This is a genomic window from Evtepia gabavorous, from assembly GCF_003425665.1.
Classification (GTDB): domain Bacteria; phylum Bacillota; class Clostridia; order Oscillospirales; family Oscillospiraceae; genus Evtepia; species Evtepia gabavorous.
The window spans coordinates 79,382-102,330 of the sequence record NZ_QQRQ01000002.1; the positions used below are offsets into that span (position 1 = coordinate 79,382).

Genomic DNA, 22,949 nt, shown 5'->3' on the forward strand with positions numbered 1-22,949 from the left:
ATGAAACTGCATGAACTTTCTCCCGTGCCCGGTTCCAACCCCAAGGCCTATCGCAAGGGCCGCGGCAACGGTTCCGGCAACGGCAAGACGGCCGGCCGCGGACAGAAGGGCCAGTGGGCCCGTTCCGGCGGCGGTGTCCGTGTGGGCTTTGAAGGCGGCCAGATGCCTCTGGCCCGTCGGATCCCCAAGAGAGGCTTTCACAACATCTTTGCAAAGCCCCTGGAAGCTGTGAACGTTTCCGCCCTGGAAAAGTTCGAGGATGGTGCTGTGGTCAGCGCCTGCGACCTGCTGGAAAAGGGTATCCTGTCCAAGTGTGAGCACGGCGTGAAGATCCTCGGCGAAGGCAGCCTCACCAAGAAGCTGACCGTTCGGGCCAGTGCTTTCTCCGCCTCCGCGAAGGCAAAAATTGAAGAGGCAGGCGGGAAGGCTGAGGTGGTCTAATGTTTAAGACCATCCGTAACGCATGGAAGCTGCCGGAGCTGCGCCGCAAGCTCCTGTTTGTGATCTTTGCATTACTGATCTTCCGCGTTGGCGCGGCGATCCCGGTGCCCTATATCAACACCGAGTATCTCCAAGATTATATTGCGGCAAATTCTGGGACGATTTTCGGCCTGCTCAATACATTGAGTGGTTCGGCCCTGTCCCAGGCCACGTTGTTTGCCCTGTCCATCCAGCCCTATATTAACGCCTCCATCATCATTCAGCTGCTGACCATTGCCATCCCGGCGCTGGAGCGGCTGGCCAAAGACGGCGGTGAGGAGGGCAAGAAGAAGATCCAGTCCATTACCCGTTATGCCACCTTGGCCATCGGCCTGCTCCAGGGCTGGGGATACTATACCCTGATCCGGAGCTATGGTCTGCTGACCAACGAAGGTGTTTGGGCGGCTGTGGTGATCGTGGTCTCCTTCACGGCTGGCGCAGTTTTCCTGATGTGGCTGGGCGAACAGATCACAGAGTTCGGCGTGGGCAACGGTATTTCGATCATCCTGTTTACCGGTATCGTCTCCCGTATCCCCCACATGATCATGTCTCTGGTGACCGGCGTGAAGAACTGGGCTGCCAACCTTGACATGACCAACTGGACGGAGCAGCAGATCAACAGCACCATCGTGATGAACCCTGGGATTGTTGCCCTCCTGGTGGTGGGCATGCTGCTGCTGATTATTTTCATCGTCTTTATCACCAATTCTGAGCGGAAAGTGCCTGTCCAGTATGCCAAGCGTGTGGTTGGCCGGAAAATGTACGGTGGTCAGTCCACCCACATTCCCATCAAGGTCAATCTCAGCGGCGTGCTGCCCATCATTTTCGCCCAGTCCATTGCCATGATCCCCGCTACCATCGGCATGTTTGTTCCCTCCTCCCAGCAGGAGGGGTCGGCGTGGCATACCTTCCTTTCGGTGTTCAACTCCACCAGTGCCCTGTACGCGGTGATCTACTTCCTGCTGATCATCATGTTCAGCTACTTCTATGCTACCATCCAGTTTAATCCTGTGGAGGTAGCCAATAACCTGAAGAAGAATGGCGGATTCATTCCCGGCTTCCGGCCCGGCCGTCCCACGGCGGAGTTCTTGGCCAAGGTACTCTCCCGTCTGACCTTCTTCGGCGCCATTTACCTGGGTATCGTAGCCATCCTGCCCATTATTACCGAGAACATCACTGGCATCCAGAACATGTCCATCGGCGGTACCTCCGTCATCATCGTGGTCGGCGTTGCCCTGGAGACAGTCAAGATGCTGGAAGCGCAGATGCTCATGCGGCACTATAAGGGCTTCCTGGAATGAGAGGTAATATAAGATGAAACTGATTCTTTTGGGCCCTCCGGGCGCCGGCAAAGGCACCCAGGCTGAGATTCTGAATAAGAAGCTCAACATTCCCACCATCTCCACCGGCAACATTCTCCGAGCTGCGGTGAAAAACGGGACTCCCGTTGGCCTGCAGGCCAAGGCGTATATGGATGCCGGCAAGCTGGTGCCCGATGAAGTTATCATCGGGGTGATCTCCGAACGCCTGGCGGAAGCGGACTGCCAGAACGGCTTTATCCTGGACGGGGTGCCCCGCACCATTCCCCAGGCCGAGGCCCTGGAAAAGGTGGGCATCACCTTTGACGCCGTGGTCTCCCTGGAAATTTCCGATGAGGAGATTGTGGAGCGTATGGGCGGCCGTCGGGTCTGCGCCTCCTGCGGCGCGCCCTTCCATGTGAAGAACCTGCCCCCCAAGGTGGAGGGTGTGTGCGACGCGTGCGGCGGCAAGCTGGAAGCCCGGGCGGACGATAAGCCTGAGGTGGTCCGTGACAGACTGAAGGTCTATCACAAGGAGACCGCGCCTCTGAAGGATTTCTACGCAGCGCGAAACCTGCTGAAAACCGTAGAGAATCAGCCCACTGTGGCTGAGACGACAACTGCGATTCTGAAAGCACTGGGGCTTTGAGTATGATTTCATTAAAGTCTCCCAGAGATATTGAGGGGATGCGCCGAGCAGGACAAATTACCGCGGCGGCCCGTGCTTTGGCGGGCAAAATGGTACGTCCTGGCGTAACCACTCTGGAAATAGATACTGCAGTTCGTAAATTCATCGAAAGCCAGGGGGCAACCCCCTCCTTCCTGGGGTATGGCGGCTTCCCCGCCTCCGCCTGTATTTCGGTGAACGATGAAGTCATCCATGGGATTCCGAGCAATCAGGTTCTCAAGGAAGGCGACATCGTCAGTGTGGATGTGGGCGCCTACATCGGAGGCTTCCACGGGGACTGCGCGGGCACCTATCCCTGCGGAAAGATCAGCGACGAGGCGGCAAGGCTCATTGCCGTGACGGAGCAGTCTTTCTGGGAGGGGATGAAGTTCGCCCGTTTTGGTTACCGTGTCTCCGACATCTCCCATGCGGTGCAGAAGTACGTGGAAGAAAACGGCTTCTCTGTGGTACGGGACTATGTTGGCCATGGCGTAGGCGCCAATCTGCACGAGTCTCCCGAGGTGCCCAACTATGGGAAACCCGGCCACGGCCCCCGGCTTGCTCCCGGGATGACCCTGGCGGTGGAACCCATGGTGAACCAGGGGGACTGGCGGGTCAAGGTGATGAAGGACGGCTGGACGGTACGGACAGCCGACGGCTCCCTGGCCGCCCACTATGAGAACTCAATCCTCATTACGAAGGGTGAGCCTGAAATCCTCACCCAAGTGGGGGATCTGCGCCTATGACGTTTCTGCGAGGAGACGTGGTACGGTCCGTTGCCGGCCATGACAGAGGAGACCTCTTTCTGGTCCTCCGGGAGGAGGGCGACTTTCTCTGGCTGGTGGACGGAAAATGCAGAAAACTTGAGACTCCCAAAAAAAAACGGCGAAAGCACGTTGTTTCCGCGGGGGTCTGGACGCACCCGGTTGCCGGCCGCTTGCAAGACGGCGAGCCGGTGCTGGACAGTGACATCAGGAGGGCGCTGGCCGCCTTCCGGAATAGGTTCAGTGAGATGAAGGAGGTATGACGCTTGGCAAAAAGCGACATGATCGAGCTGGAGGGAACCGTGGTTGAGGCGCTGCCCAACACCACATTCCGGGTTGACATCGGAAACGACCATATCATTCTGGCTCATATTTCCGGAAAGCTCAGGATGAATTTCATCCGTATTCTGCCGGGTGACAAGGTAACGGTCCAGATTTCCCCGTATGATCTGACACGGGGTCGGATCACCTGGCGAAGCAAATCCACCAAGTAAAGCAACAGGCTTACAGGAGGTAAAAAGTTATGAAAGTAAGACCGTCCGTCAAGCCCATGTGCGAAAAGTGCAAGATCATCAAGCGCAAGGGCAAAGTCATGGTCATTTGCGAAAACCCCAAGCATAAACAGAGACAAGGTTAAGAAGGAGGCGCTGAAGAAGTATGGCAAGAATTTCCGGCGTTGACCTGCCGAAGAATAAGAGAATCGAGATCGCCCTCACCTATATTTACGGGATCGGTCGCACCAGCGCCAACAAGATCCTGGCGGAGACGGGCATTAACCCCGATACCCGGGTCAAGGACCTCACCGAGCAGGATGAAGCTGCTCTGCGTGATGTCATCGGCCATGGCTACATGGTCGAAGGCGACCTGCGCCGCAATGTGGCAATGGACATTAAGCGCCTGACCGAGATTGGCTGCTACAGAGGCCTGCGTCACCGCAAGGGCCTGCCCGTCCGCGGCCAGCGGTCCAAGACCAACGCGCGCACCCGCAAGGGTCCCAAGCGCACCGTTGCCAATAAGAAGAAGTAAGGGAGGGAAGAATCGCTATGGCTAACCCCAAGAAGAAGGTTGTCAGAAGACGCCGTGAACGCAAGAACATTGAGAAGGGCGCCGTCCATATCCGCTCTTCCTTCAACAACACCATGGTCACTGTGACCGATACCAACGGCAATGCCCTGTCTTGGGCTTCCGCCGGTGGCCTGGGCTTCCGCGGCTCCAGAAAGTCCACCCCCTATGCAGCCCAGACTGCGGCCGAGACCGCAGCCAAGGCGGCCATTGAGGCCTGTGGTCTGAAGAGCGTGGAAGTGTATGTGAAGGGACCCGGTTCCGGCCGTGAGGCCGCCATCCGCGCCCTGCAGGCCGTGGGTCTGGAAGTCACCATGATCAAGGACGTGACTCCCATTCCTCACAACGGATGCCGTCCCCCCAAGAGACGCCGCGTCTGATCGAAGGAAAGGAGAAAAGCAACTATGGCAAAGAATACACAGCCGATCGCCAAGCGCTGCAAGGCGCTGGGTATTTCTCCTACCGTTATGGGTTACAGCAAGAAGGAGACCAACCGTAACCCCGGCGGTCAGATGAGAAAGAAAAAGAGCGAGTATGCCCTGCAGCTGACGGAGAAGCAGAAGGTCAAGTTTGTCTATGGCATCCTGGAGAAGCAGTTCCGCTCCTACTATGAGAAGGCAACCCGAATGTCCGGCAAGACCGGCGAGAACCTGCTGATCCTGGTGGAGCGCCGCCTGGACAATGTGGTCTATCGCCTGGGCTTCGCCATGACCCGCCGGGAAGCCCGCCAGCTGGTGAACCATGGCCACTTTACCGTCAACGGCCAGAGAGTGGACATTCCCTCCTATCTGGTGAAGCCCGGTGATGTGGTGGAGGTTGCGGAGAAGAGCCGCTCCTCCGTGAAGTTTAAGAGACTGACCGGTGAGGATGCCGTGATGGTCACCCCGCCCCAGTGGCTGGAGCGGGAAAAGAACGCCCTGAAGGGCACGGTGACCAAGCTGCCCGCCCGTGAAGACATCGACATGCCCATTGAGGAACACCTCATCGTCGAGTTGTACTCCAAATAATACGCTACCCTCGGCAGGAAAACGGAATGACGATACGGCAGGCCGCCGGTCTGCCGACGTAAGAAGGAGGGTAACAAATGGTAGAAATCGAAAAGCCGCGCATCGAATGCATCGAGAAGCCGGGAGACAACTCCTATGGCAAGTGCATTGTCGAACCGTTGGAGCGCGGCTATGGCACCACGTTAGGCAACTCTCTTCGCCGGATTCTGCTGTCCTCTTTGCCCGGCACTGCAGTCACCAGCATCAAGATTGCAGGGGTGCAGCATGAGTTCAGCTCGATCCCCGGTGTGAAAGAGGACGTAACAGAAATCGTCCTGAACGTAAAGGGGATCATTGCCAAGCTGTACAGCGAGGGTACCAAAACAGTGTACATTGAGGCCTCCGGCGAGGGGGTTGTCACTGCCGGTGATATCAAAGCTGACAGCGAGGTGGAGATCCTTAACCCCGAGCATCCCATCGCAACGCTGGGGCCTGAGGCGGTTCTGAATATGGAACTGACCTTGTCCCACGGCAGAGGTTATGTCCCCGCAGACCGGAACAAGACCCCCCAGACGGTGATCGGGGTGATCCCCGTGGACTCGGTCTATACCCCTGTCAAAAAGGTCAATTATACGGTGGAAAACACCCGCGTAAAGGATTTGACCGACTTTGACAAGCTGACCCTGGAGGTTTGGACCAACGGGACCATTGCCGCCCGGGACGCCGTTTCCCTGGGGGCCCGGATTCTCTGCGACCACTTTATGCTCTTTACAGATCTCAGCGAGACCATGGGCAACAAGTCCACGGTGGTGGAAAAGTCTCCCGACATCCGTGACAAGGTGCTGGAGATGACCATTGAGGAGCTGGATCTGTCTGTCAGAAGCTTCAACTGCCTCAAACGTGCCAACATCAACACTGTGGAGGACCTGATCTCCAAGACAGAGGATGAGATGATGAAGGTACGGAACCTGGGCCGGAAGTCTCTGGAAGAAGTTATCAACAAACTGGCCATGATGGGGCTTTCCCTGGCCAGCGACGACAATTGACCCAAGGTTCGGCACTGCTGAACCATCAATACCGAAGGGAGTTGAACCAACATGTCCGGTAATCGTAAGCTTGGCAAGCGGACCGATCAGCGGAAGGCCATGCTCCGCGCTATGGTGACCTATCTGCTGGAGAACGGTCAGATTAAGACCACCCTGGCACGTGCCAAGGAAGTGGCCCCGCTGACAGAGAAGATGATCACGCTGTCCAAGAAGAATGATCTGGCCGCTTACCGTCAGGCTCTGGCGTTCATCACCAAGGAGGACGTGGCACACAAGCTGTTCACCGAGATGAACCAGAAATACATGAGCCGTGACGGCGGCTATACCCGGATCGTGCGCATGGGCCCCCGCAAGGGCGATGCGGCCGAGATGGCTATTATCCAGCTGGTTTAAGAAAAAGAGAAAGAGACCCGTTGCCGAGGCTGTGGCAGCGGGTCTTTTTGCTATACCAAAGCATAACAAAATGGCCATGTGCCCCCTGACAGCGGCGCGGCCAGAAAATTACAGCGCGTGGGCCGGGGCGCTTAGAGTTGCACCGGGGGGAAAACTATGCTAAAATCCCCATAGAAGAAAAACAGGAAAGGAAGGGCGAGACAGATATGAAGGTACTGTTTGTCAACTGCTGTATCCGGGGGGAGGCGTCCCGGACCCTCCGGCTGTGCCGGGTTGCCATCGAGGCGATTCACACCACCTTCCCCACCGCGGAGGTGGAGGAGCTCTGCCTGGACCAGGAGGCGCTGCTGCCCCTGCACAGTGATACGCTGGCCCAGCGCCATGCGCTGGAGGTGGCCCAGGCGTTTGACCATCCCATGTTCCGTTATGCCCGGCAGTTTGCCGCCGCCGATGTGATCCTGGTGGGGGCGCCTTATTGGGAGTACCAGTTCCCGGCGCTGCTGCGGTGTTATGTGGAGCATATCTCCGTTAGTGGGTTGACCTTTGCCTATGGAGAAGACGGACGCCCCCATGGTCTGTGTAAAGGGGATCGTCTGTTTTATCTGACCACAGCCGGCGGACCCATTCTGGACCGGAACTGTGGCTTTGACTATCTGAAGACACTGTTGGGCAATATGATGGACTTCAAAAAAATGGACTATGTGGCCGCTGAGTGCACCGACGTGATCGGCTATCCCGTGGAAGAAGAGCTGCAAAAAGCGGAGGAACAGGTGCGGGCCCAGATTCAAAGCTGGCGGTAACCTGCGCATGCGGGAGAGGAGGTTACGCGGTGGGAGAGTGGAAGCATATCATTACCATCGGCCGGGAATACGGGGCCGGGGGCAGAAGTGTGGCCAAAAGAATTTCCGATCTGCTGGGGATTCCCCACTATGACAAGGAAATCATTCAGCTGGCAGCGGAAAAGACAGGCCTTTCGGAGGAGATGATCCGGGGGACCGAGGAGCATGAGAGCGGAAAAACCCTCCTCAACTGGTTTCTCCCCAGCGGCTCTGCCTCCGCCTATGACCAGGCAATTTTGGCCCAGGCCCAAACCATTCGCAAGATCGCGGAGCAGGGGCCCTGCGTCATTGTAGGGCGGGGGGCGGACTATATCCTCCGGGATTTTCCCCACCTGGTCAATGTCTTCCTGTATGCGGAAAAGAAGGACAAGGTCCGCTATGCCATGGAGACCTACGGGGAAAGCTATGAGCAGGCGGTCCGCCGGGTGCGCCACGCCGACGCGGCCCGGGAGTCCTATTACCATTACCTGACAAAGGCCAAATGGGGCGACTTGAAAAATTACCACCTGACCTTGAACAGCAGCCCAGTGGGCAAGCAGGCCTGTGCGGAGATCATTCTCCAGTATGCCAGCAGGAAAAACGGATGAGGGAAGCGAAAAATACGGCGGCGGCACCCGATCAGGTGCCGCCGCCGTGTTTTCTGACAAAGAAAGGTGTCCCACAAAAAAGACCGAAGAAAGGATTGACTTTCCCCGGCATAAGTGGTAGAATACCTTGATATTATCTGCGGAGAAGGAAGGAATTTCCTCCCACTCTGGGGACAGTATAGCAGAAATCAACGAAAAAGACAACAGGTTGAGAAAAGTTTTTTCCACGCCCCCGCGTGATCGCAAGAAATCAGGATACGACACCTTTTCAACGAAAGGACTGGTCAAGAGCAATGGTAAAGGATGTATACTACGGAAAAACCCTGCGCAAGAGCTTTGCCCGCCATGAAGAAGTGCTGGACATGCCGAATCTTCTGGAAATCCAGAAGAAGTCCTACCAGTGGTTTTTGGACACTGGTCTCCAGGAAGTGTTCCGGGATGTGGCCGCCATTGGTGACTACGCTGGAAATTTGGAGCTCTCCTTCATCGACTTCACCATGGATGAAAAGCCCAAGTACTCTGTGGAGGAGTGCAAGGCCCGGGACGCCACCTATGCCGCGCCCCTGAAGGTGCGGGTGCGCCTGCGCAACAAGGAGACCGAGGAGATCAAGGAGCAGGAGATCTTCATGGGGGATTTTCCCCTGATGACCAAGGGGGGCACCTTTGTCATCAATGGGGCGGAGCGCGTCATCGTCTCCCAGATCGTCCGTTCCCCCGGCGTCTACTATGCCCGCAATGCCGACAAGGCAGACAACATCACCTATGCCGTAACGGTCATCCCTTACCGGGGCGCCTGGCTGGAGTATGAGACCGATCTGTCTGACATTTTCAACGTCCGCATCGACAAAAACCGGAAGCTGCCTGTCACCTGCCTGATCCGGGCGGTGGGTCCCCAGACCGACAGTGAAATCCTGGAGCTGTTTGGAGAGGAGCCCCTGCTGGTGAGCACCCTGGAGAAGGACACCTGCAAGACCCGGGAAGAGGCCATGCTGGAGATCTACCGGAAGCTCCGGCCCGGAGAACCCCCCACTTTGGACTCAGCGGAGTCCCTCATCAACAGCCTTTTCTTTGACGCCCGCCGTTATGACCTGTCCGCAGTGGGACGGTATAAATTCAACAAAAAGCTCTCCCTGTGGCCCCGGCTTTCCGGCCAGAAGCTGGCCGCGCCGGTGGCGGACCCCCGCACCGGTGAGATCATTGCCGAGGCGGGCCAGACCCTGACCCGGGCCCAGGCCCAGGAACTGGAGAACCGAGGGGTGTCTGAGGCCATCGTGGATGTGGACGGGCAGAGCGTCAAGGTTTTCTCCAACCGCATGGTGGACATGGCCCAATTTGTCTCCTTCGACCCTGAGGCGTGCGGCATTACCGAAAAGGTTCGCTTCGAGGTCCTGTGCGAGCTGCTGGACCAGTTCGGCCAGGACGAGGCCGCCCTGAAGGAGGCTGTGGCCGAGCGCAAGGACGACCTGGTGCCCAAGCACATCATTGTGGATGACATGATGGCCTCCATCAACTACCTGTGCTCCCTCTCCCACGGCGTGGGCACCCCGGACGACATTGACCACCTGGGCAACCGCCGCCTGCGCTGCGTGGGCGAACTGCTCCAGAACCAGTTCCGCATCGGTTTTAGCCGGATGGAACGGGTGATTCGGGAGAGAATGACCATTCAGGACCTGGACATTGTCACCCCCCAGTCCCTCATTAACATCCGTCCGGTGACGGCTGCCATTAAGGAGTTCTTTGGCTCCTCCCCGCTGTCCCAGTTCATGGACCAGACCAACCCCCTGGCAGAGCTGACCCACAAGCGGCGTATGTCCGCCCTGGGCCCCGGCGGTCTGTCCCGGGACCGGGCCTCCTTTGATGTCCGAGACGTCCATTACAGCCACTATGGCCGGATGTGCCCCATTGAGACCCCGGAAGGTCCCAACATCGGTCTGATCTCCTACCTGGCCACCTACGCCCGCATCAATCGCTACGGCTTCATTGAGGCCCCTTACCGCAAGGTGGATAAGCAGACAGGGTTCCTCACCAATGAGGTGGAGTACATGACGGCGGATATTGAGGACGAGTTCATGGTGGGCCAGGCCACGGAGCCTGTGGATGAGAACGGCTGCCTGGCCAATCAGCGGATTACCTGCCGCCACCGCAACGAGATCGTGGAAGTGGACCGGGAAAAGGTGGACTACATCGACGTGTCGCCCAAGATGATGGTCTCCATCGCCACGGCCATGATTCCCTTCCTGGAAAACGACGACGCCAACCGGGCCCTGATGGGCGCCAACATGCAGCGGCAGGCTGTGCCGCTGCTCACCACCCAGGCCCCCATTGTGGCCACAGGGATGGAGCATAAAAACTGTATCGACTCTGAAATTGCCGTTCTGGCCGAGGGGGATGGGGAAGTGACCCGGGTCTCCGCCACCAATGTCACGGTTCGGTATGACGGAGGGGATGTGGTGGACTATCCCCTTATTAAGTTCCTCCGTTCCAACCACGGCACCTGCATCAACCAGCGGCCCATTGTGTCCCTCCGGGACCGGGTGAAAAAGGGGGATGTCATCGCGGACGGCCCCTCCACCAACCAGGGGGAGATCTCCCTGGGCAAGAACATCCTCATGGGCTTTATGACCTGGGAGGGCTACAACTACGAGGACGCCATCCTGCTCAATGAGAGAATGGTCAAGGACGATGTCTTTACCTCCATTCACATTGAGGAGTATGAGACCGAGGCCCGGGACACCAAGCTGGGGCCGGAAGAGATTACCCGTGACATCCCCAACGTGGGCGACGACGCCCTGAAAGACCTGGATGAGCGGGGCATTATCCGGGTGGGCGCGGAGGTCCACGCGGGGGACATCCTGGTGGGCAAGGTGACCCCCAAGGGGGAGACCGACCTCACCGCAGAGGAGCGCCTGCTCCGGGCCATCTTTGGCGAAAAGGCCAGAGAGGTCCGGGACACCTCCCTGAAAGTGCCCCACGGTGAGAGCGGCATCATCGTGGACGTGAAGGTCTTTACCCGGGAGGGCGGCGACGAGCTGGGCCCCGGCGTGAACATGGTGGTGCGGGTTTACATCGCCCAGAAGCGGAAAATTTCCGTGGGCGACAAGATGGCCGGCCGCCACGGCAACAAGGGCGTGGTCTCCCGGATCATGCCCCAGGAGGATATGCCCTTCCTCCCCGATGGAACCCCCTTGGACATCGTGCTCAATCCCCTGGGCGTGCCCTCCCGTATGAACATTGGACAGGTGCTGGAGGTTCACCTGGGCCGGGCCGCCCAGGCGCTGGGCTGGAAGGTGGCCACACCGGTCTTCAACGGCGCGGATGAGAAGGACATTATGGAACTGCTGGCCCAGGCGGGCCTGTTCCGGGAGGTCTATCCCAATGAGACCATCGCCGGAAAGCAGCTCTACCTGGTCACAGAGGACGGAACCGATGTGCGCCGCCTGGATCAGGAGGAGATGGCCGATGCACAGCAGATCCGCATTTGGCGGAAGGAAGGCCGGCTCCGCCTGGCCGACGGCAAGACCAAGCTCTATGACGGACGCACCGGGGAGATGTTTGAGAACCCGGTGACCGTGGGCTACGTTTACTTCCTCAAGCTCCACCATCTGGTGGACGACAAGATCCACGCCCGCTCCACCGGCCCCTACTCCCTGGTGACCCAGCAGCCTTTGGGCGGCAAAGCCCAGTTCGGCGGCCAGCGGTTCGGCGAAATGGAAGTCTGGGCCCTGGAGGCATACGGCGCGGCCTATACCCTGCAAGAGATTCTCACCGTCAAGTCCGACGATGTCACCGGCCGTGTGCGGACCTACGAGGCCATTGTCAAGGGACACAACGTGCCCTCTCCCGGCATTCCCGAGTCCTTCAAGGTTCTGGTCAAGGAGCTCCAGGCCCTCTGCCTGGACATCAAGGTGCTCGATGCCCAGGGAGAGGAGATCGAGCTGCGGGACGATGAGGAAGAAGGCTATCAGAATATCAACCAGATTCGGGATGATGATTATGAGCCTTACCGGGAGGACGCGGACGCGCAGTTCTCCGCAGCGGGCTATACCATCAAGGAATCCAGTGACGACGATGACCTCACCGTGGGCGACGACAGTGATAGTGACACCGCTGAAGATGACTACGGCGATGGGGATTATGAAGAATAACGAAAGGGAGGACGATGAATATGAGTTATGCTGAGTTTGACGCCATTCGTATTGGTATCGCTTCCCCGGAACAGATCCGTGACTGGTCCTATGGCGAGGTGAAAAAGCCGGAGACCATCAATTACCGCACCCTGAAGCCCGAGCGGGACGGCCTGTTCTGTGAACGGATCTTTGGCCCCACCAAGGACTGGGAGTGCCACTGCGGCAAGTATAAGAAGATCCGCTATAAGGGTAAAATCTGTGACCGCTGCGGCGTGGAGGTCACCCGGGCCAACGTCCGCCGGGAGCGGATGGGCCACATTGAACTGGCCGCGCCAGTCTCTCACATCTGGTATTTCAAGGGGATTCCCTCCCGGATGGGCCTGCTTCTGGACCTGTCCCCCCGGATTCTGGAAAAGGTGCTCTACTTTGCCTCGTATATTGTGACGGACCCCGGCTATGCGCCGCTGACCAAGAATCAAATTCTCTCGGAGAAAGAGTACCGGGAACTGCGGGAGAAGTATGAGGACGACTTCGACGCCGGAATGGGTGCCGAGGCGGTGAAAAAGCTGCTGGCGGACATCAACCTGGAGGAACTGTCTGTTCAGCTCCGGGAGGAGCTCCAGCACGCTTCGGGACAGAAAAAGGCCCGAATTGTCAAGCGGCTGGAGGTAGTGGACGCCTTCCGGCTGTCCGGCAACAAGCCGGAGTGGATGATCATTGACGTGCTGCCGGTGATTCCGCCGGAGATCCGTCCCATGGTCCAGCTGGACGGCGGCCGGTTTGCCACCTCCGACTTAAACGACCTGTACCGCCGGGTAATCAACCGGAACAACCGGCTCAAGCGGCTGATCCAGCTCAACGCGCCGGACATCATTGTACGCAACGAGAAGCGGATGCTGCAGGAGGCCGTGGATGCCCTCATCGACAACGGCCGCCGGGGCCGTGCGGTCACCGGCGCCAACAACCGGGCCCTGAAGTCCCTGTCCGACATGCTCAAGGGCAAGCAGGGCCGGTTCCGGCAGAACCTGCTGGGCAAGCGGGTGGACTACTCCGGCCGTTCCGTTATCGTGGTGGGTCCTGAACTGAAAATTTACCAGTGCGGCCTGCCCAAGGAGATGGCCATTGAGCTCTTCCGCCCCTTTGTCATGAAGAAGCTGGTGGAGGATGGCCTGGCCAACAACATCAAGTCCGCCAAAAAGATGGTGGACCGGGGCCGCGCCGAGGTCTGGGACGCGCTGGACTTCATCATCAAGGAGCATCCTGTCATGCTCAACCGTGCCCCCACCCTTCACCGCCTGGGAATCCAGGCCTTTGAGCCGGTGCTGGTGGAAGGCCGGGCCATCAAGCTGCACCCCCTGGTGTGTACTGCGTTTAACGCCGACTTTGACGGGGACCAGATGGCAGTACACGTGCCTCTGTCCGCCGAGGCCCAGGCGGAGGCGCGTATCCTGATGCTTTCGGCCAACAACCTGCTGCGGCCCCAGGACGGCGGACCGGTTACGGTCCCCACCCAGGACATGGTGCTGGGCTCCTACTACCTCACCTATGAGAAGGATGCCCCCGCCGACCCCGCCTATATCTATGCCTGTGCGGAGGATGCCGCCGCCGCGTTGGAGGCGGGAACCCTGTGTGAGAGCGACCACATTTGGGTGGAGACCCCGGAACGGCTCCTGCCCACCTCGGCCTATGAGGCCCGCCGGGTCTCCGGCACGGGTGAGCTCCCCAAGGAAGTGCTCCACGCCTTTGCCAGCCCGGAGGAAGCCCGTCTGGCCTATGACGAGGGACAGCTGGAGCTTCACGTGCCCATCCTGGTGCGGATGACCGCCACGGTGGACGGGGAAACGCGCCACAAGCTGGTCCGCACCACCGTGGGCCGCCTGATTTTCAACGAGGGCATTCCCCAGGACCTGGGCTTTGTGGACCGAGATGACCCCGACGGCTGCTTTGAGCCGGAGATCAACTTCGTCTGCGGCAAAAAGCAACTGGGCAAAATCATTGACAAGTGTATCCTCCGCCATGGCTTTACCCAGTCGGCGGAAGTGCTGGATATCATCAAGGCCCGCGGGTACCACTACTCCACCTTGGGCTCGCTGACGGTCTCCATTTACGATATGACCGTTCCCCAGAAGAAGTACCCCCTGATCCGCCAGACGGAGCAGGAGATTGTGAAGATTGAAAGCCAGTTTAAGCGGGGCTTCCTCACCGACGACGAGCGGTACCGCCTGGTGGTCAAGGCTTGGGAGCAGACCACCAAGGATGTGACCGAGGCCCTGCAGGCGGGACTGGACCGGTACAACCCCATCTTTATGATGGCGGACTCCGGCGCCCGTGGCTCCATGGCGCAGATCCGTCAGCTGGCCGGCATGCGCGGCCTGATGGCGGATACCTCCGGCCGGACCATTGAGATCCCCATCAAGGCCAACTTCCGGGAAGGCCTGTCGGTGCTGGAGTACTTTATCTCCTCCAGAGGCGCCCGGAAGGGCTTGGCGGATACCGCCCTGCGGACGGCGGACTCGGGCTACCTGACCCGCCGTCTGGTGGACGTGTCCCAGGAGGTCATCATCCGGGAGCACGACTGCGGCACCACCGAGGGCATCACGGTCCGGGAGATCAGCGAGAACGGGCAGGTCATTGAGACCTTTGCCGAGCGCCTGAAAGGCCGCTACCCCGTGCATGATGTGGTGGACCCCCAGACTGGAGAGCTCCTGTTCTCCAAGGATCACATGCTCACCGGCGAGGACGCCAGCCTCCTGGAGGCGCGGGGCATTGAGAGCCTGGAGATTCGCTCGGTCCTCACCTGCCGGGCCCGGAACGGCGTGTGCTCCCGGTGCTACGGCGTGAACCTGGCCATTGGCGAGCCTGTGGGCGAGGGCGAGGCCGTTGGAATCATCGCGGCTCAGTCCATCGGGGAGCCGGGCACCCAGCTGACCATGCGGACCTTCCACACCGGCGGCGTGGCCGGGGGCGACATCACCCAAGGTCTGCCCCGTGTTGAGGAGCTTTTCGAGGCCCGCAAGCCCAAAAAGATGGCCCAGCTGGCGGAGATCAGCGGCCGGGTCACCTTGGAGGAGAGCAAACGCATCACCATTTGCAACGTCACCATCACCGCCGACGACGGCGAGGTGGTCAGCTATGCCCTGCCGTACAGCGCCGGCATCCGCTGCAAGGACGGCGACTGGGTCCAGAAGGGGGATCAGCTCACCGAGGGTGCGCTGTCTCCCCATGAGGTCCTGCGGATTCGCGGGGTCTCTGCGGTCCACGACTACCTGATTCAGGAAGTCCAGAAGCCTTACCGCCAGCAGGGCGTTGACATCAACGACAAGCACATTGAGATTATCGTTCGCCAGATGATGCGGAAGGTCCGGGTGGAAGAGCCGGGAGACTCCCAGCTCCTCTCCGGCGCCACTGTGGAGCTCATGGAGTATCTGGACGCCAAGGCAGAGGTCCAGGCCCGGATGGATGCGGGCGAGACCCATGAGGACGGCAGTGAGCTGGTCCTTCCCACGGCTACCACCCTCCTGATGGGCATTACCAAGGCCTCTCTGGCCACCGATTCCTTCCTATCCGCGGCCTCCTTCCAGGAGACCACCAAGGTCCTCACCGAGGCCGCCATCAAGGGGAAGGTGGACCATCTCATCGGCCTGAAGGAGAACGTCATCATCGGCAAGCTCATCCCAGCCGGTTCCGGTCTGTCGATGTACCGCCAGGTGAATCCCCGGGAGGAGGAGGCGCCCCGGACCGGTTATGCCGCCGTGGCTGCCGCGGTGCAGGACACACGAGAGGACGGAGCGGTCGAGCTGCCCGAGGACGAGGCAGCCTCCCTGGCGGCCGCCATGGAGGAAGACGAGATCGTCTCCATGTCCCTGGAAGAAGTATAACGGAGGGAATTTCCCTCTCTTGCGAAAACGGTCGCGGAAACTCCGCGGCCGTTTTTTGTCGGGGAAGGCAGGTGGGGAGAATTTTTCAAATGGACTACTATTTCCGGGGGGAATCTGCTATAATACCCATAAAGAATGGAAGAAAAGAGGGAGGGGTCTCATGGAGGAACTAAAGGTACTCCAATCCAAACTCAAAGCACAGCTGCCGGACCTGGAGCTGCGGGAACAAGAGCCGATGCGGCTGCATACCACCTTTCGGGTGGGCGGTCCCGCGTCGCTGATGGCCCTGCCCCGGCGCGAGGCCGACCTGGGACAGCTCCTGCGTATGGCGTTCCAGGCTGGGGTCACCCCCTTCTTTCTGGGGAAGGGCTCCAACCTTTTGGTGGCGGATGAGGGGGTGGACCGCTTTCTCATCAAACTGGCGGGGGGCCTCAACCGGCTGGAGCGGGCGGAGGGGACCGCGATCTATGTGGGCAGCGGGGTTACCCTGGCCCAGGCGGCGGTGTTTGCCGCCCATCACGGCCTGACGGGGCTGGAGTTTGCCCATGGGATTCCCGGGACCATGGGCGGCGGTGTCTTTATGAACGCCGGTGCCTACGAGGGGGAGATGTCCCAAGTCGTTGATTGGGTGGACTGCCTGGACGAGGAGGGTATGCCCCGCCGCCTGTCCAGGGAGGCGTTGGCACTGGGTTACCGCAGCAGCATTTTTCTCCGGCGGCCCTGGCTGATTACCGGGGCGCACCTGACGCTGGCGCCGGGAGACCCTGCGGCCATCCGGGAGAAAATGGCCGACCTGTCCCGCCGCCGCCGGGCCAAGCAGCCCCTGGAGTATCCCAGCGCGGGAAGCACCTTTAAGCGCCCGGCCGGGCATTTTGCCGGGGGTTTAATTGAGCAGTGCGGTCTGAAAGGGACAACGGTGGGCGGCGCCCAGGTGTCGGAAAAGCACGCGGGTTTTGTGATTAACACCGGCCAGGCCACCTGTCAGGATATTTTGACGCTGATCCGTCTGGTCCGGGACCGGGTGTTTCAGCAGACCGGCGTGCGCTTAGAGCCGGAAGTCCGGCTGTTGGGCTGTACCCTGGAGGAACCATAACGCAAAGGAGAAGCAACGATGGGAGATCATTTTTTTTTGCTGATGTATGCCACCAGCGGGGAGGAGCGGAATGTCACCCGCTTCACCAGCTATCGCCGTGTGGAGGATGCAGTGGCCATGGTGAAGGAATGGCTGGAGAAAGCCTGCTGCATGGACTGTTACCCGGCGGCGGAGGAGGCGGCCCTGCGGGAGGCCAACGGCGGCCAACTGCCGGAGACGGCTTTCCTGTGCCCGGAGGTCCGAGAGCCGGCGGACCTGGCCAAGTACAATGGTTTCTATGACTATGAGAGTTTGGGGATGTTTAACCTCTTCCTGACGCCGGTCTACGACACGGAGAGCGCCAGGCAATTCCGGGCCAGCATGAACAAAGAGTTTGGCATCGACCAGGAGTACAGCGGCCGGGCAGACCGCCTGCTGGCCCATCTGGAGACCTTTGTGAACTCTTTTTCCGACCCCGGTTTGGACTATACGGAGGCGGAGGAGGCCATTCGAACCTTCCTGGTCCAGGGCGGGTTCCCTCTGTTTGACCCGGAGGAGGAGGGCGCCTCGGATATCTTCGTCATTCCGGAGGGGGGCTTTGCCCCCAATGAGGACCCGACGGTATAAGCGGGAAATGGGTCCTGGAAAAAACGACCACAAAGCAAGGCCCCCGGGAGGCGTCTTCTTTTGAAGACGCCTCCCGGGGGCCTTTTCAGCGGGAAAAGGGGCCTGGTCAGGTCATCTCGTCTCGGAGGGCATCCAGGATGTTCTCCTGTTTGAGCTGGCGGGCGGCATACCACGTGGTAAGGAAAACCAGGGCAAACACGCCGACTGCGCTGAGGAGGAGACTGGCCCAGGGGAAGAGAAAGGGGAAGTGCTCCAACTGCTCGCTGGATGCCAGACCCCGTTGGATGAGCCAGGCGAAGAGTGTGGCCAGCGGGAGACCGAACAGCAGGGTCCGTCCCCCGTAGAAGAGGCACTCAAACCGCAGCATGCGGTGGAATTCTCCCTCCGCCATGCCCACCGAGCGGAGCATGGCCAGCTCCCGCCGCCGCAGCTTAATATTGGTGGAAATGGTGTTGAACACATTGGCTGCGGCGATCAGGAAGAGGAGCAGAACAAAGACATAGGTGAACACGTCCACCACGAAGGTGGCGTCCTGGAACTGGGCCGCCGCCTCATACAGGTTGTACATGGTATACTGGCCGGCAAAGCCCGCCTCCTGCAGGATGGCCTCCAGTTCCGACACGGTCTGGGCGGGGGTGGCAGAGCGGAAGGTGAGGCCCAGGCTGGTGGGTGCGTCCAGCAGATCAAACTGCGCCTTTTGCTGATAGGGTGCCACCGCCAACAGCACATAAGGGGCAGACTGCGCGGTCTGTGTCGGGAGGGGGTCCTCTGGATAGGTGTCCACAAAGACAGCCTGGATGGTCCGGCTGCCCGACGCTGTGGAGAGGGAGAGGGGCAGGGTGGAGGCGGAAAAAAGGTCGATGGTTCCCGTGGACTGGAATTTCCCCTTGGCAACCACAAGCATACTGTCCTGCTGGGTCATCTGCTCTGCCTGGGCAGGCGTCAGCTGCGCCAGAAAGGCATGGTAGAGGCTGTCCTCAATGAACTGTACCTCCAGCGTCAGGGGAAGGGTCTCCTCCTGGGCTGTGCCGGTAGCCGCCCGGTAGGCGGCAGAGAGGTCTCTGCCCGCCACAGGACAGGAGAAGGTGGACACGGCTTGATAGAAGCTCTCGGTTACACCGGCGGCAGCAGACAGACGGGGATAGAGGGTATGTAGGCCGTCCTCTGGGATGGCCTGGGTGGACAGGCAGAGGTCATAGTCAAAATCCACCGTGTATTGGTCCGCCAGGCGTTTGAGGGTGGTGCTGAAGGTTGTGCCTGCGACAAACAGGACGATGCTCAAGGTCAGTGAGAGGACAACGCTGCGGTAGCGTTTTCGGTTCCGCCGGAAGTTCTTGTGGGCCAGCATGCCCTCCAGGCCATACAGGCGCTGGAGCAGGGGGGCGGCGTTCAGCGCCTTGGCGTCCTCCTTGATCTCCTCCGTCTGCCGAAGCCATACCATAATGGGCTTGGACAGGGCCTTCCTGGCGGGAAGCGCGGCGGAAAAGAGAACGGTTGCCAGACAGATTGCCGCGGCTGCGGCCAGGGCGGGAAGGGAGAGGGAAAGGGTGAGGGGGGCCGAGCTGTGCAGAATCGCACTGAATTTTTGGGAGACTACGGGAAGCAGAAGCCCTGTGCCGCCGATCCCGGCCAGGATGCCCAGGGGAATGCCCACGGCACTCAAGCAGAGCCCCTCAAAGCGGACCGAGCTTCGCAGCTGCTTCTCTGTGGCCCCTACGGAGGCCAGCAGCCCAAACTGCTGCATGCGCTTGCTGAGGGAGATCTGAAAGGAGTTATAGATCAGGAAAAACGCCCCCACCATGACAATGGCCAGCAGGCTGCCGCAGACAGAGACCAAGAGGGTTTGAAATACAGGGCTCTCCGATGCCCCCAGAAAGCGCAGCACGGGCTCATTGTACAAAGCCTGGCCGCTGTACCCGGTGTGGGCGGCGTAGTCCTGCGCCTGGCGGGGGTGATACAGGGTGACGAACAGACGGAGGGAGGTAGCTTGCCCTGGGGGGGCCGCTGTTGTGAGCAGGGTGTATCCCGGGGCGTCGTGGGGTTCCAGGGTGGGCCGTTCGCAGGTCCCCACCACAGTGTAGGTTTTCTCTGTGGTGGAGACCAGGGTTTCCTCTCCCGGGCGGTAGGGATCGGCCTGGCTGAGGGAGATGCCCCCGGCCTGCCGGCTGCCCACAGAAAGGGTCAGGGTATCCCCCACGGAAAGGGAGACACCCCCTTTGACGGCCAGATGGGAGGGTACCAGCACCTCTCCGTCGTTCTCCGGCAGCCTGCCGGAGAGCAGGCGGATCGGGAGCGTATCCCAGGAAGCGGCCGGCAAACCGGCGAGAAAGAGATACGGCTTTTCGGGGCTTTGGACCCCCTCCAGGGTGGCATACCCCAGGTTTTCCAGCACGGCGGTGTGGGCAACCTGAGGGTCCTGGGCTTGGGCCTGGACAAAGGCGGTGTCCACGGCATCGAAGGAGACGTGCCAATCCCCGTACTTATTCTCGGCACTGATGACCAGGAAGTGGAGCAGAGAGGTCCCGAAGGCGGCCACAACGGTCATCAGGGCGGCGGCCAGGGCAATGCCCACGATGGTGACCAGGGTGCGGGCGGGGCTTCGTTTCAGGCTTTGCAGGGCCACGTGGTGAAAGACGTTCATGGGCGGACCACCCGCCTTTCATCCCGGACCACCCGGCCGTCGGCGATGGTGAGGATGCGGTCAGCCTGGAGGGCGATGGAGGCGTCGTGGGTGACCAGCAGCAGCGTCTGGTGGTATTTGCGGTGGCTCTCCTTCAGCAGGCGAAGGATTTCCTGGCTGTTCTGGCTGTCCAGGCTGCCGGTGGGCTCATCCGCCAGCATGACAGCGGGAGAATTCATCAGCGCCCGGCCGATGGCCACCCGCTGCTGCTGCCCGCCGGAGAGCTGGTTGGGCAGGTGGCCTCTGCGGTCCTGGAGGCCCAGGAGGGTCAGCAGCTCCTCCAGCCGTTCCTGGTTGACCTTCCTGTGATCCATCAGGATGGGCAGGGTGATGTTCTCCACCACGTTCAGGGTGGGGATGAGGTTGTGAAACTGGTAGATCATTCCCACCTGCCGCCGGCGGAAAATGGCCAGCTGCTGTCTGTTTTGGGCGTACACGTCCTGCCCGTTGAGGAAAACCGTCCCGCTGGTCGGGATGTCTACCCCGGCAATGATGTGAAGCAGCGTGGATTTGCCGGAGCCGGAGGAGCCGATGATGGCGGTAAATTCCCCCTTCGCAATGGTCAGAGAGACGTGGTCCAGGGCGGTCACTTGATTGTCCCCTTTGCCGTAAGTTTTGCACAGATTTTGGACTTCCAGAAATTCCATACTGTGGACCTCCTTTGCTGGAATCTGTCCCTATCATAGCGCGGTTGCCTGACAATCCTGTGACAGTTTGGTGAGAGATCCGTCACTTAGGGAACCGAATGGTAAAAACCGCGCCGCCCTGGGGGTGGTTGTCCGCGGTGATCTGCCCGCCCTGCTGGGTGATGATGGTTTTGCAGAGGGACAGGCCAATGCCGTACCCTGTGGTGTTGCCTGTACCCGTGCCCCGGTAAAAGCGGTGAAACAAATGGGGCAGGTCCGCCGGGGCAAAGCCGGGGCCGCTGTCGTGGAGGGTGAGCTGGGTGAACAGGAGGGTGTCCTCGCAGCGGATCTGGAGGCAGCCGTGGTCCTGCATGGAGTCCAGGGCGTTTTTCAGGAGGTTTTGCAGGGCCTCTGTGAGCCAGTGCCTGTCTCCCATCCAGGTGGCCCCTGGTGAAAGGTCGGTTTCCAGGGTGATGCTGTGCAGCTCAAAGGAGAGGAGGAAGGGGCGCAGGGCGGCGCGGACCAAGTCGTCCACGGCCACGGGGGCCCGCTGAAAGACCACCATGTCCGCGTCCAGCCGGGACTGCTTGAGAAGCGTATTGAGCAGCCAGTCCATCTGGCGGAACAGGACCTGGGTTTCCCGCAGCAGGGTGCGGCGTTCCTGGGGCTCCTTGGTGGTTTTGAGCAGGGAGAGGGTCAGATTGGCGGCGGTGAGGGGGGTGCGAAGCTGGTGGGCGATGTCCGCCAGGGCATCCGCCAGGTGCCGTTTCTCCCGGCGCAGGGCGGCGTTTTGTTCCCGGAGACGAAGGGTCATCTTGGTGAGCTCGCTGTGCAGGATGGAGAGCTCCCCCTCCTCGGCGTCCTGAATGGACAGGGTGTCGGCGTTGTGGAGAACACGGTCTACCTCCTCCGCCAACTGGGCAATCCGGCGGTAGCGGGCCCGGGTAAACCCCAAAAACACGCCGCCCAGAGCAGCGGAAGAGACCAGAGACAGGAAACCGGCCGCCGGGTGGAGGGCAAAGCCTCCGACGGCGGAGAGCGCGGCGATGACAGCACAGGCGAGGGCCAGCTGCCGCAGTTCCTTATTTCGAACCATGTCCGCCTCCCAGCCGGTAGCCTGTGCCGCGGACGGTCAAAATGATCTGCGGGGCGCTGGGCTCTGGCTCAATCTTCTCCCGCAGCCGTTTGATGTAAACGGTCAGGGTGTTGTTGTTCACAAATTCCCCCGCCGCGTCCCACAGCTCGTCCAGCAGCCGGTCCCGGGTGAGAATCATGTTGGGGTTATTGAGGAAGATCAGCAGTAGGCGGTACTCCAGAGGGGAGAGAAACACCTCCTGCCCCTGCTTTTGCACCATGCCGCTGGCGGTGTCCACCGTCAGGCCATGGAGGGAAAAGACCGAGGGGGCGCGGCCGGATTTCCGCAGGGCGGCGGTGATCCGCGCCAGGAGCTCCTGTGGGCGGAAGGGCTTGGTGATATAGTCATCGCCCCCCAGGCACAGCCCAGTGACGACGCTGTCCTCGTCTGCCGAGGCGGTGAGGAAGAGCACGGGGATCGCCTGGGCCTGCTTGATCGCGGTGCAGACGGCAAAGCCGTTTCCATCGGGCAGGGAGATATCCACCAGGGCCAGGTCCAGGGGGGTCTCCTCCAGACAGGCTACGGCGGCACGCTGGGTGGCGGCATGGACCACGGTGAAGCCCTCCGCCTGAAGCAGGCGGGTGAGATGCCTGGCAAGGGCCTGCTCATCCTCCACCAAAAGAATTCGTTTCATGGAGAGGCACCATCCTTTCTGGACAGGTAGTCTCTCTTATGATACTTC

Annotated in this window: 22 protein-coding genes; 18 read left to right on the forward strand and 4 right to left on the reverse strand. The window is 60.2% G+C overall.

The annotated features are described in order from the left end of the window. From rplO to DV520_RS12220, 18 genes are all read left to right on the forward strand, one after another. Positions 1-441 (forward strand): 50S ribosomal protein L15, encoded by a 441-nt coding sequence (gene rplO, locus DV520_RS02035; protein WP_021918818.1) that lies wholly within the window; start codon positions 1-3, stop codon positions 439-441. Beyond that, positions 441-1,781, forward strand: coding sequence for a preprotein translocase subunit SecY (gene secY / locus DV520_RS02040; protein ID WP_021918817.1), 1,341 nt, complete (start codon positions 441-443; stop codon positions 1,779-1,781). The genes rplO and secY overlap by 1 nt, the downstream gene beginning before the upstream one ends. 13 nt (positions 1,782-1,794) lie before the next feature. Further along, positions 1,795-2,427 (forward strand): adenylate kinase, encoded by a 633-nt coding sequence (locus tag DV520_RS02045; RefSeq protein ID WP_117141622.1) that lies wholly within the window; start codon positions 1,795-1,797, stop codon positions 2,425-2,427. Between the two features lie 2 nt (positions 2,428-2,429). Then, positions 2,430-3,191, forward strand: coding sequence for a type I methionyl aminopeptidase (gene map, locus DV520_RS02050; protein ID WP_021918815.1), 762 nt, complete (start codon positions 2,430-2,432; stop codon positions 3,189-3,191). Further along, the gene (locus tag DV520_RS02055; RefSeq protein ID WP_021918814.1) at positions 3,188-3,472 is read left to right on the forward strand and encodes a KOW domain-containing RNA-binding protein; all 285 of its coding nucleotides are present in this window, start codon (positions 3,188-3,190) and stop codon (positions 3,470-3,472) included. Before map ends, DV520_RS02055 begins: the two co-directional genes overlap by 4 nt. Before the next feature lie 3 nt (positions 3,473-3,475). Continuing rightward, on the forward strand, positions 3,476-3,703 hold the full coding sequence (infA, locus tag DV520_RS02060; protein WP_021918813.1) for a translation initiation factor IF-1: 228 nt from the start codon (positions 3,476-3,478) through the stop codon (positions 3,701-3,703). A gap of 29 nt (positions 3,704-3,732) precedes the next feature. After that, a complete protein-coding gene (gene rpmJ / locus DV520_RS02065; RefSeq protein ID WP_006573428.1) occupies positions 3,733-3,846 on the forward strand; it encodes a 50S ribosomal protein L36 in 114 nt (37 codons plus the stop codon). A gap of 20 nt (positions 3,847-3,866) precedes the next feature. Then, entirely contained in the window at positions 3,867-4,235 is a 369-nt protein-coding gene (gene rpsM / locus DV520_RS02070) for a 30S ribosomal protein S13 (protein ID WP_021918812.1), read from the forward strand. Between the two features lie 17 nt (positions 4,236-4,252). Then, positions 4,253-4,651 carry a 30S ribosomal protein S11 gene (gene rpsK, locus DV520_RS02075; protein ID WP_021918811.1) on the forward strand — a complete coding sequence of 133 codons (399 nt, stop codon included), beginning with the start codon at positions 4,253-4,255 and terminating at the stop codon, positions 4,649-4,651. A 24-nt stretch (positions 4,652-4,675) separates the two neighbouring features. Beyond that, complete coding sequence (gene rpsD, locus DV520_RS02080; RefSeq protein WP_021918810.1) at positions 4,676-5,278, forward strand: 30S ribosomal protein S4; 603 nt, start codon at positions 4,676-4,678, stop codon at positions 5,276-5,278. A 77-nt stretch (positions 5,279-5,355) separates the two neighbouring features. Then, the gene (locus DV520_RS02085; protein ID WP_021918809.1) at positions 5,356-6,303 is read left to right on the forward strand and encodes a DNA-directed RNA polymerase subunit alpha; all 948 of its coding nucleotides are present in this window, start codon (positions 5,356-5,358) and stop codon (positions 6,301-6,303) included. 51 nt (positions 6,304-6,354) lie between these two features. Beyond that, on the forward strand, positions 6,355-6,696 hold the full coding sequence (gene rplQ, locus DV520_RS02090) for a 50S ribosomal protein L17 (RefSeq protein ID WP_021918808.1): 342 nt from the start codon (positions 6,355-6,357) through the stop codon (positions 6,694-6,696). Between the two features lie 206 nt (positions 6,697-6,902). Continuing rightward, positions 6,903-7,496, forward strand: coding sequence for an NAD(P)H-dependent oxidoreductase (locus DV520_RS02095; RefSeq protein WP_021918807.1), 594 nt, complete (start codon positions 6,903-6,905; stop codon positions 7,494-7,496). 29 nt (positions 7,497-7,525) lie between these two features. After that, on the forward strand, positions 7,526-8,122 hold the full coding sequence (locus DV520_RS02100) for a cytidylate kinase-like family protein (RefSeq protein ID WP_021918806.1): 597 nt from the start codon (positions 7,526-7,528) through the stop codon (positions 8,120-8,122). Between the two features lie 293 nt (positions 8,123-8,415). Continuing rightward, a complete protein-coding gene (gene rpoB, locus DV520_RS02105) occupies positions 8,416-12,267 on the forward strand; it encodes a DNA-directed RNA polymerase subunit beta (RefSeq protein ID WP_021918805.1) in 3,852 nt (1,283 codons plus the stop codon). 20 nt (positions 12,268-12,287) lie between these two features. Further along, a complete protein-coding gene (gene rpoC, locus DV520_RS02110) occupies positions 12,288-16,127 on the forward strand; it encodes a DNA-directed RNA polymerase subunit beta' (protein ID WP_117141624.1) in 3,840 nt (1,279 codons plus the stop codon). A 160-nt stretch (positions 16,128-16,287) separates the two neighbouring features. Then, entirely contained in the window at positions 16,288-17,220 is a 933-nt protein-coding gene (gene murB / locus DV520_RS02115) for a UDP-N-acetylmuramate dehydrogenase (RefSeq protein WP_117141625.1), read from the forward strand. A gap of 18 nt (positions 17,221-17,238) precedes the next feature. Then, positions 17,239-17,826 (forward strand): hypothetical protein, encoded by a 588-nt coding sequence (locus DV520_RS12220; protein WP_165850019.1) that lies wholly within the window; start codon positions 17,239-17,241, stop codon positions 17,824-17,826. A gap of 106 nt (positions 17,827-17,932) precedes the next feature. Here DV520_RS12220 and DV520_RS02125 read toward each other — a convergent pair whose 3' ends face one another. From DV520_RS02125 to DV520_RS02140, 4 genes are all read right to left on the reverse strand, one after another. Continuing rightward, a complete protein-coding gene (locus DV520_RS02125; protein WP_117141627.1) occupies positions 17,933-20,467 on the reverse strand; it encodes an ABC transporter permease in 2,535 nt (844 codons plus the stop codon). Next, positions 20,464-21,153 (reverse strand): ABC transporter ATP-binding protein, encoded by a 690-nt coding sequence (locus DV520_RS02130; RefSeq protein WP_021919563.1) that lies wholly within the window; start codon positions 21,151-21,153, stop codon positions 20,464-20,466. Before DV520_RS02130 ends, DV520_RS02125 begins: the two co-directional genes overlap by 4 nt. Positions 21,154-21,235: 82 nt before the next feature. Beyond that, on the reverse strand, positions 21,236-22,228 hold the full coding sequence (locus tag DV520_RS02135) for a sensor histidine kinase (protein ID WP_117141628.1): 993 nt from the start codon (positions 22,226-22,228) through the stop codon (positions 21,236-21,238). Beyond that, complete coding sequence (locus tag DV520_RS02140) at positions 22,215-22,901, reverse strand: response regulator transcription factor (protein ID WP_117141629.1); 687 nt, start codon at positions 22,899-22,901, stop codon at positions 22,215-22,217. Before DV520_RS02140 ends, DV520_RS02135 begins: the two co-directional genes overlap by 14 nt. Positions 22,902-22,949: the final 48 nt, after the last annotated feature.

Excerpts from the sequence above, each read along its gene's own strand:
- rplO (WP_021918818.1), top strand. The coding sequence starts at position 1 with ATGAAACTGCATGAACTTTCTCCCGTGCCCGGTTCCAACCCCAAGGCC.
- secY (WP_021918817.1), top strand. The coding sequence starts at position 441 with ATGTTTAAGACCATCCGTAACGCATGGAAGCTGCCGGAGCTGCGCCGC.
- DV520_RS02045 (WP_117141622.1), top strand. The coding sequence starts at position 1,795 with ATGAAACTGATTCTTTTGGGCCCTCCGGGCGCCGGCAAAGGCACCCAG.
- map (WP_021918815.1), top strand. The coding sequence starts at position 2,430 with ATGATTTCATTAAAGTCTCCCAGAGATATTGAGGGGATGCGCCGAGCA.
- DV520_RS02055 (WP_021918814.1), top strand. The coding sequence starts at position 3,188 with ATGACGTTTCTGCGAGGAGACGTGGTACGGTCCGTTGCCGGCCATGAC.
- rpmJ (WP_006573428.1), top strand. The coding sequence starts at position 3,733 with ATGAAAGTAAGACCGTCCGTCAAGCCCATGTGCGAAAAGTGCAAGATC.
- rpsM (WP_021918812.1), top strand. The coding sequence starts at position 3,867 with ATGGCAAGAATTTCCGGCGTTGACCTGCCGAAGAATAAGAGAATCGAG.
- rpsK (WP_021918811.1), top strand. The coding sequence starts at position 4,253 with ATGGCTAACCCCAAGAAGAAGGTTGTCAGAAGACGCCGTGAACGCAAG.
- rpsD (WP_021918810.1), top strand. The coding sequence starts at position 4,676 with ATGGCAAAGAATACACAGCCGATCGCCAAGCGCTGCAAGGCGCTGGGT.
- DV520_RS02085 (WP_021918809.1), top strand. The coding sequence starts at position 5,356 with ATGGTAGAAATCGAAAAGCCGCGCATCGAATGCATCGAGAAGCCGGGA.
- rplQ (WP_021918808.1), top strand. The coding sequence starts at position 6,355 with ATGTCCGGTAATCGTAAGCTTGGCAAGCGGACCGATCAGCGGAAGGCC.
- DV520_RS02095 (WP_021918807.1), top strand. The coding sequence starts at position 6,903 with ATGAAGGTACTGTTTGTCAACTGCTGTATCCGGGGGGAGGCGTCCCGG.
- rpoB (WP_021918805.1), top strand. The coding sequence starts at position 8,416 with ATGGTAAAGGATGTATACTACGGAAAAACCCTGCGCAAGAGCTTTGCC.
- rpoC (WP_117141624.1), top strand. The coding sequence starts at position 12,288 with ATGAGTTATGCTGAGTTTGACGCCATTCGTATTGGTATCGCTTCCCCG.
- murB (WP_117141625.1), top strand. The coding sequence starts at position 16,288 with ATGGAGGAACTAAAGGTACTCCAATCCAAACTCAAAGCACAGCTGCCG.
- DV520_RS12220 (WP_165850019.1), top strand. The coding sequence starts at position 17,239 with ATGGGAGATCATTTTTTTTTGCTGATGTATGCCACCAGCGGGGAGGAG.
- DV520_RS02125 (WP_117141627.1), bottom strand. The coding sequence starts at position 20,467 with ATGAACGTCTTTCACCACGTGGCCCTGCAAAGCCTGAAACGAAGCCCC.
- DV520_RS02130 (WP_021919563.1), bottom strand. The coding sequence starts at position 21,153 with ATGGAATTTCTGGAAGTCCAAAATCTGTGCAAAACTTACGGCAAAGGG.
- DV520_RS02135 (WP_117141628.1), bottom strand. The coding sequence starts at position 22,228 with ATGGTTCGAAATAAGGAACTGCGGCAGCTGGCCCTCGCCTGTGCTGTC.
- DV520_RS02140 (WP_117141629.1), bottom strand. The coding sequence starts at position 22,901 with ATGAAACGAATTCTTTTGGTGGAGGATGAGCAGGCCCTTGCCAGGCAT.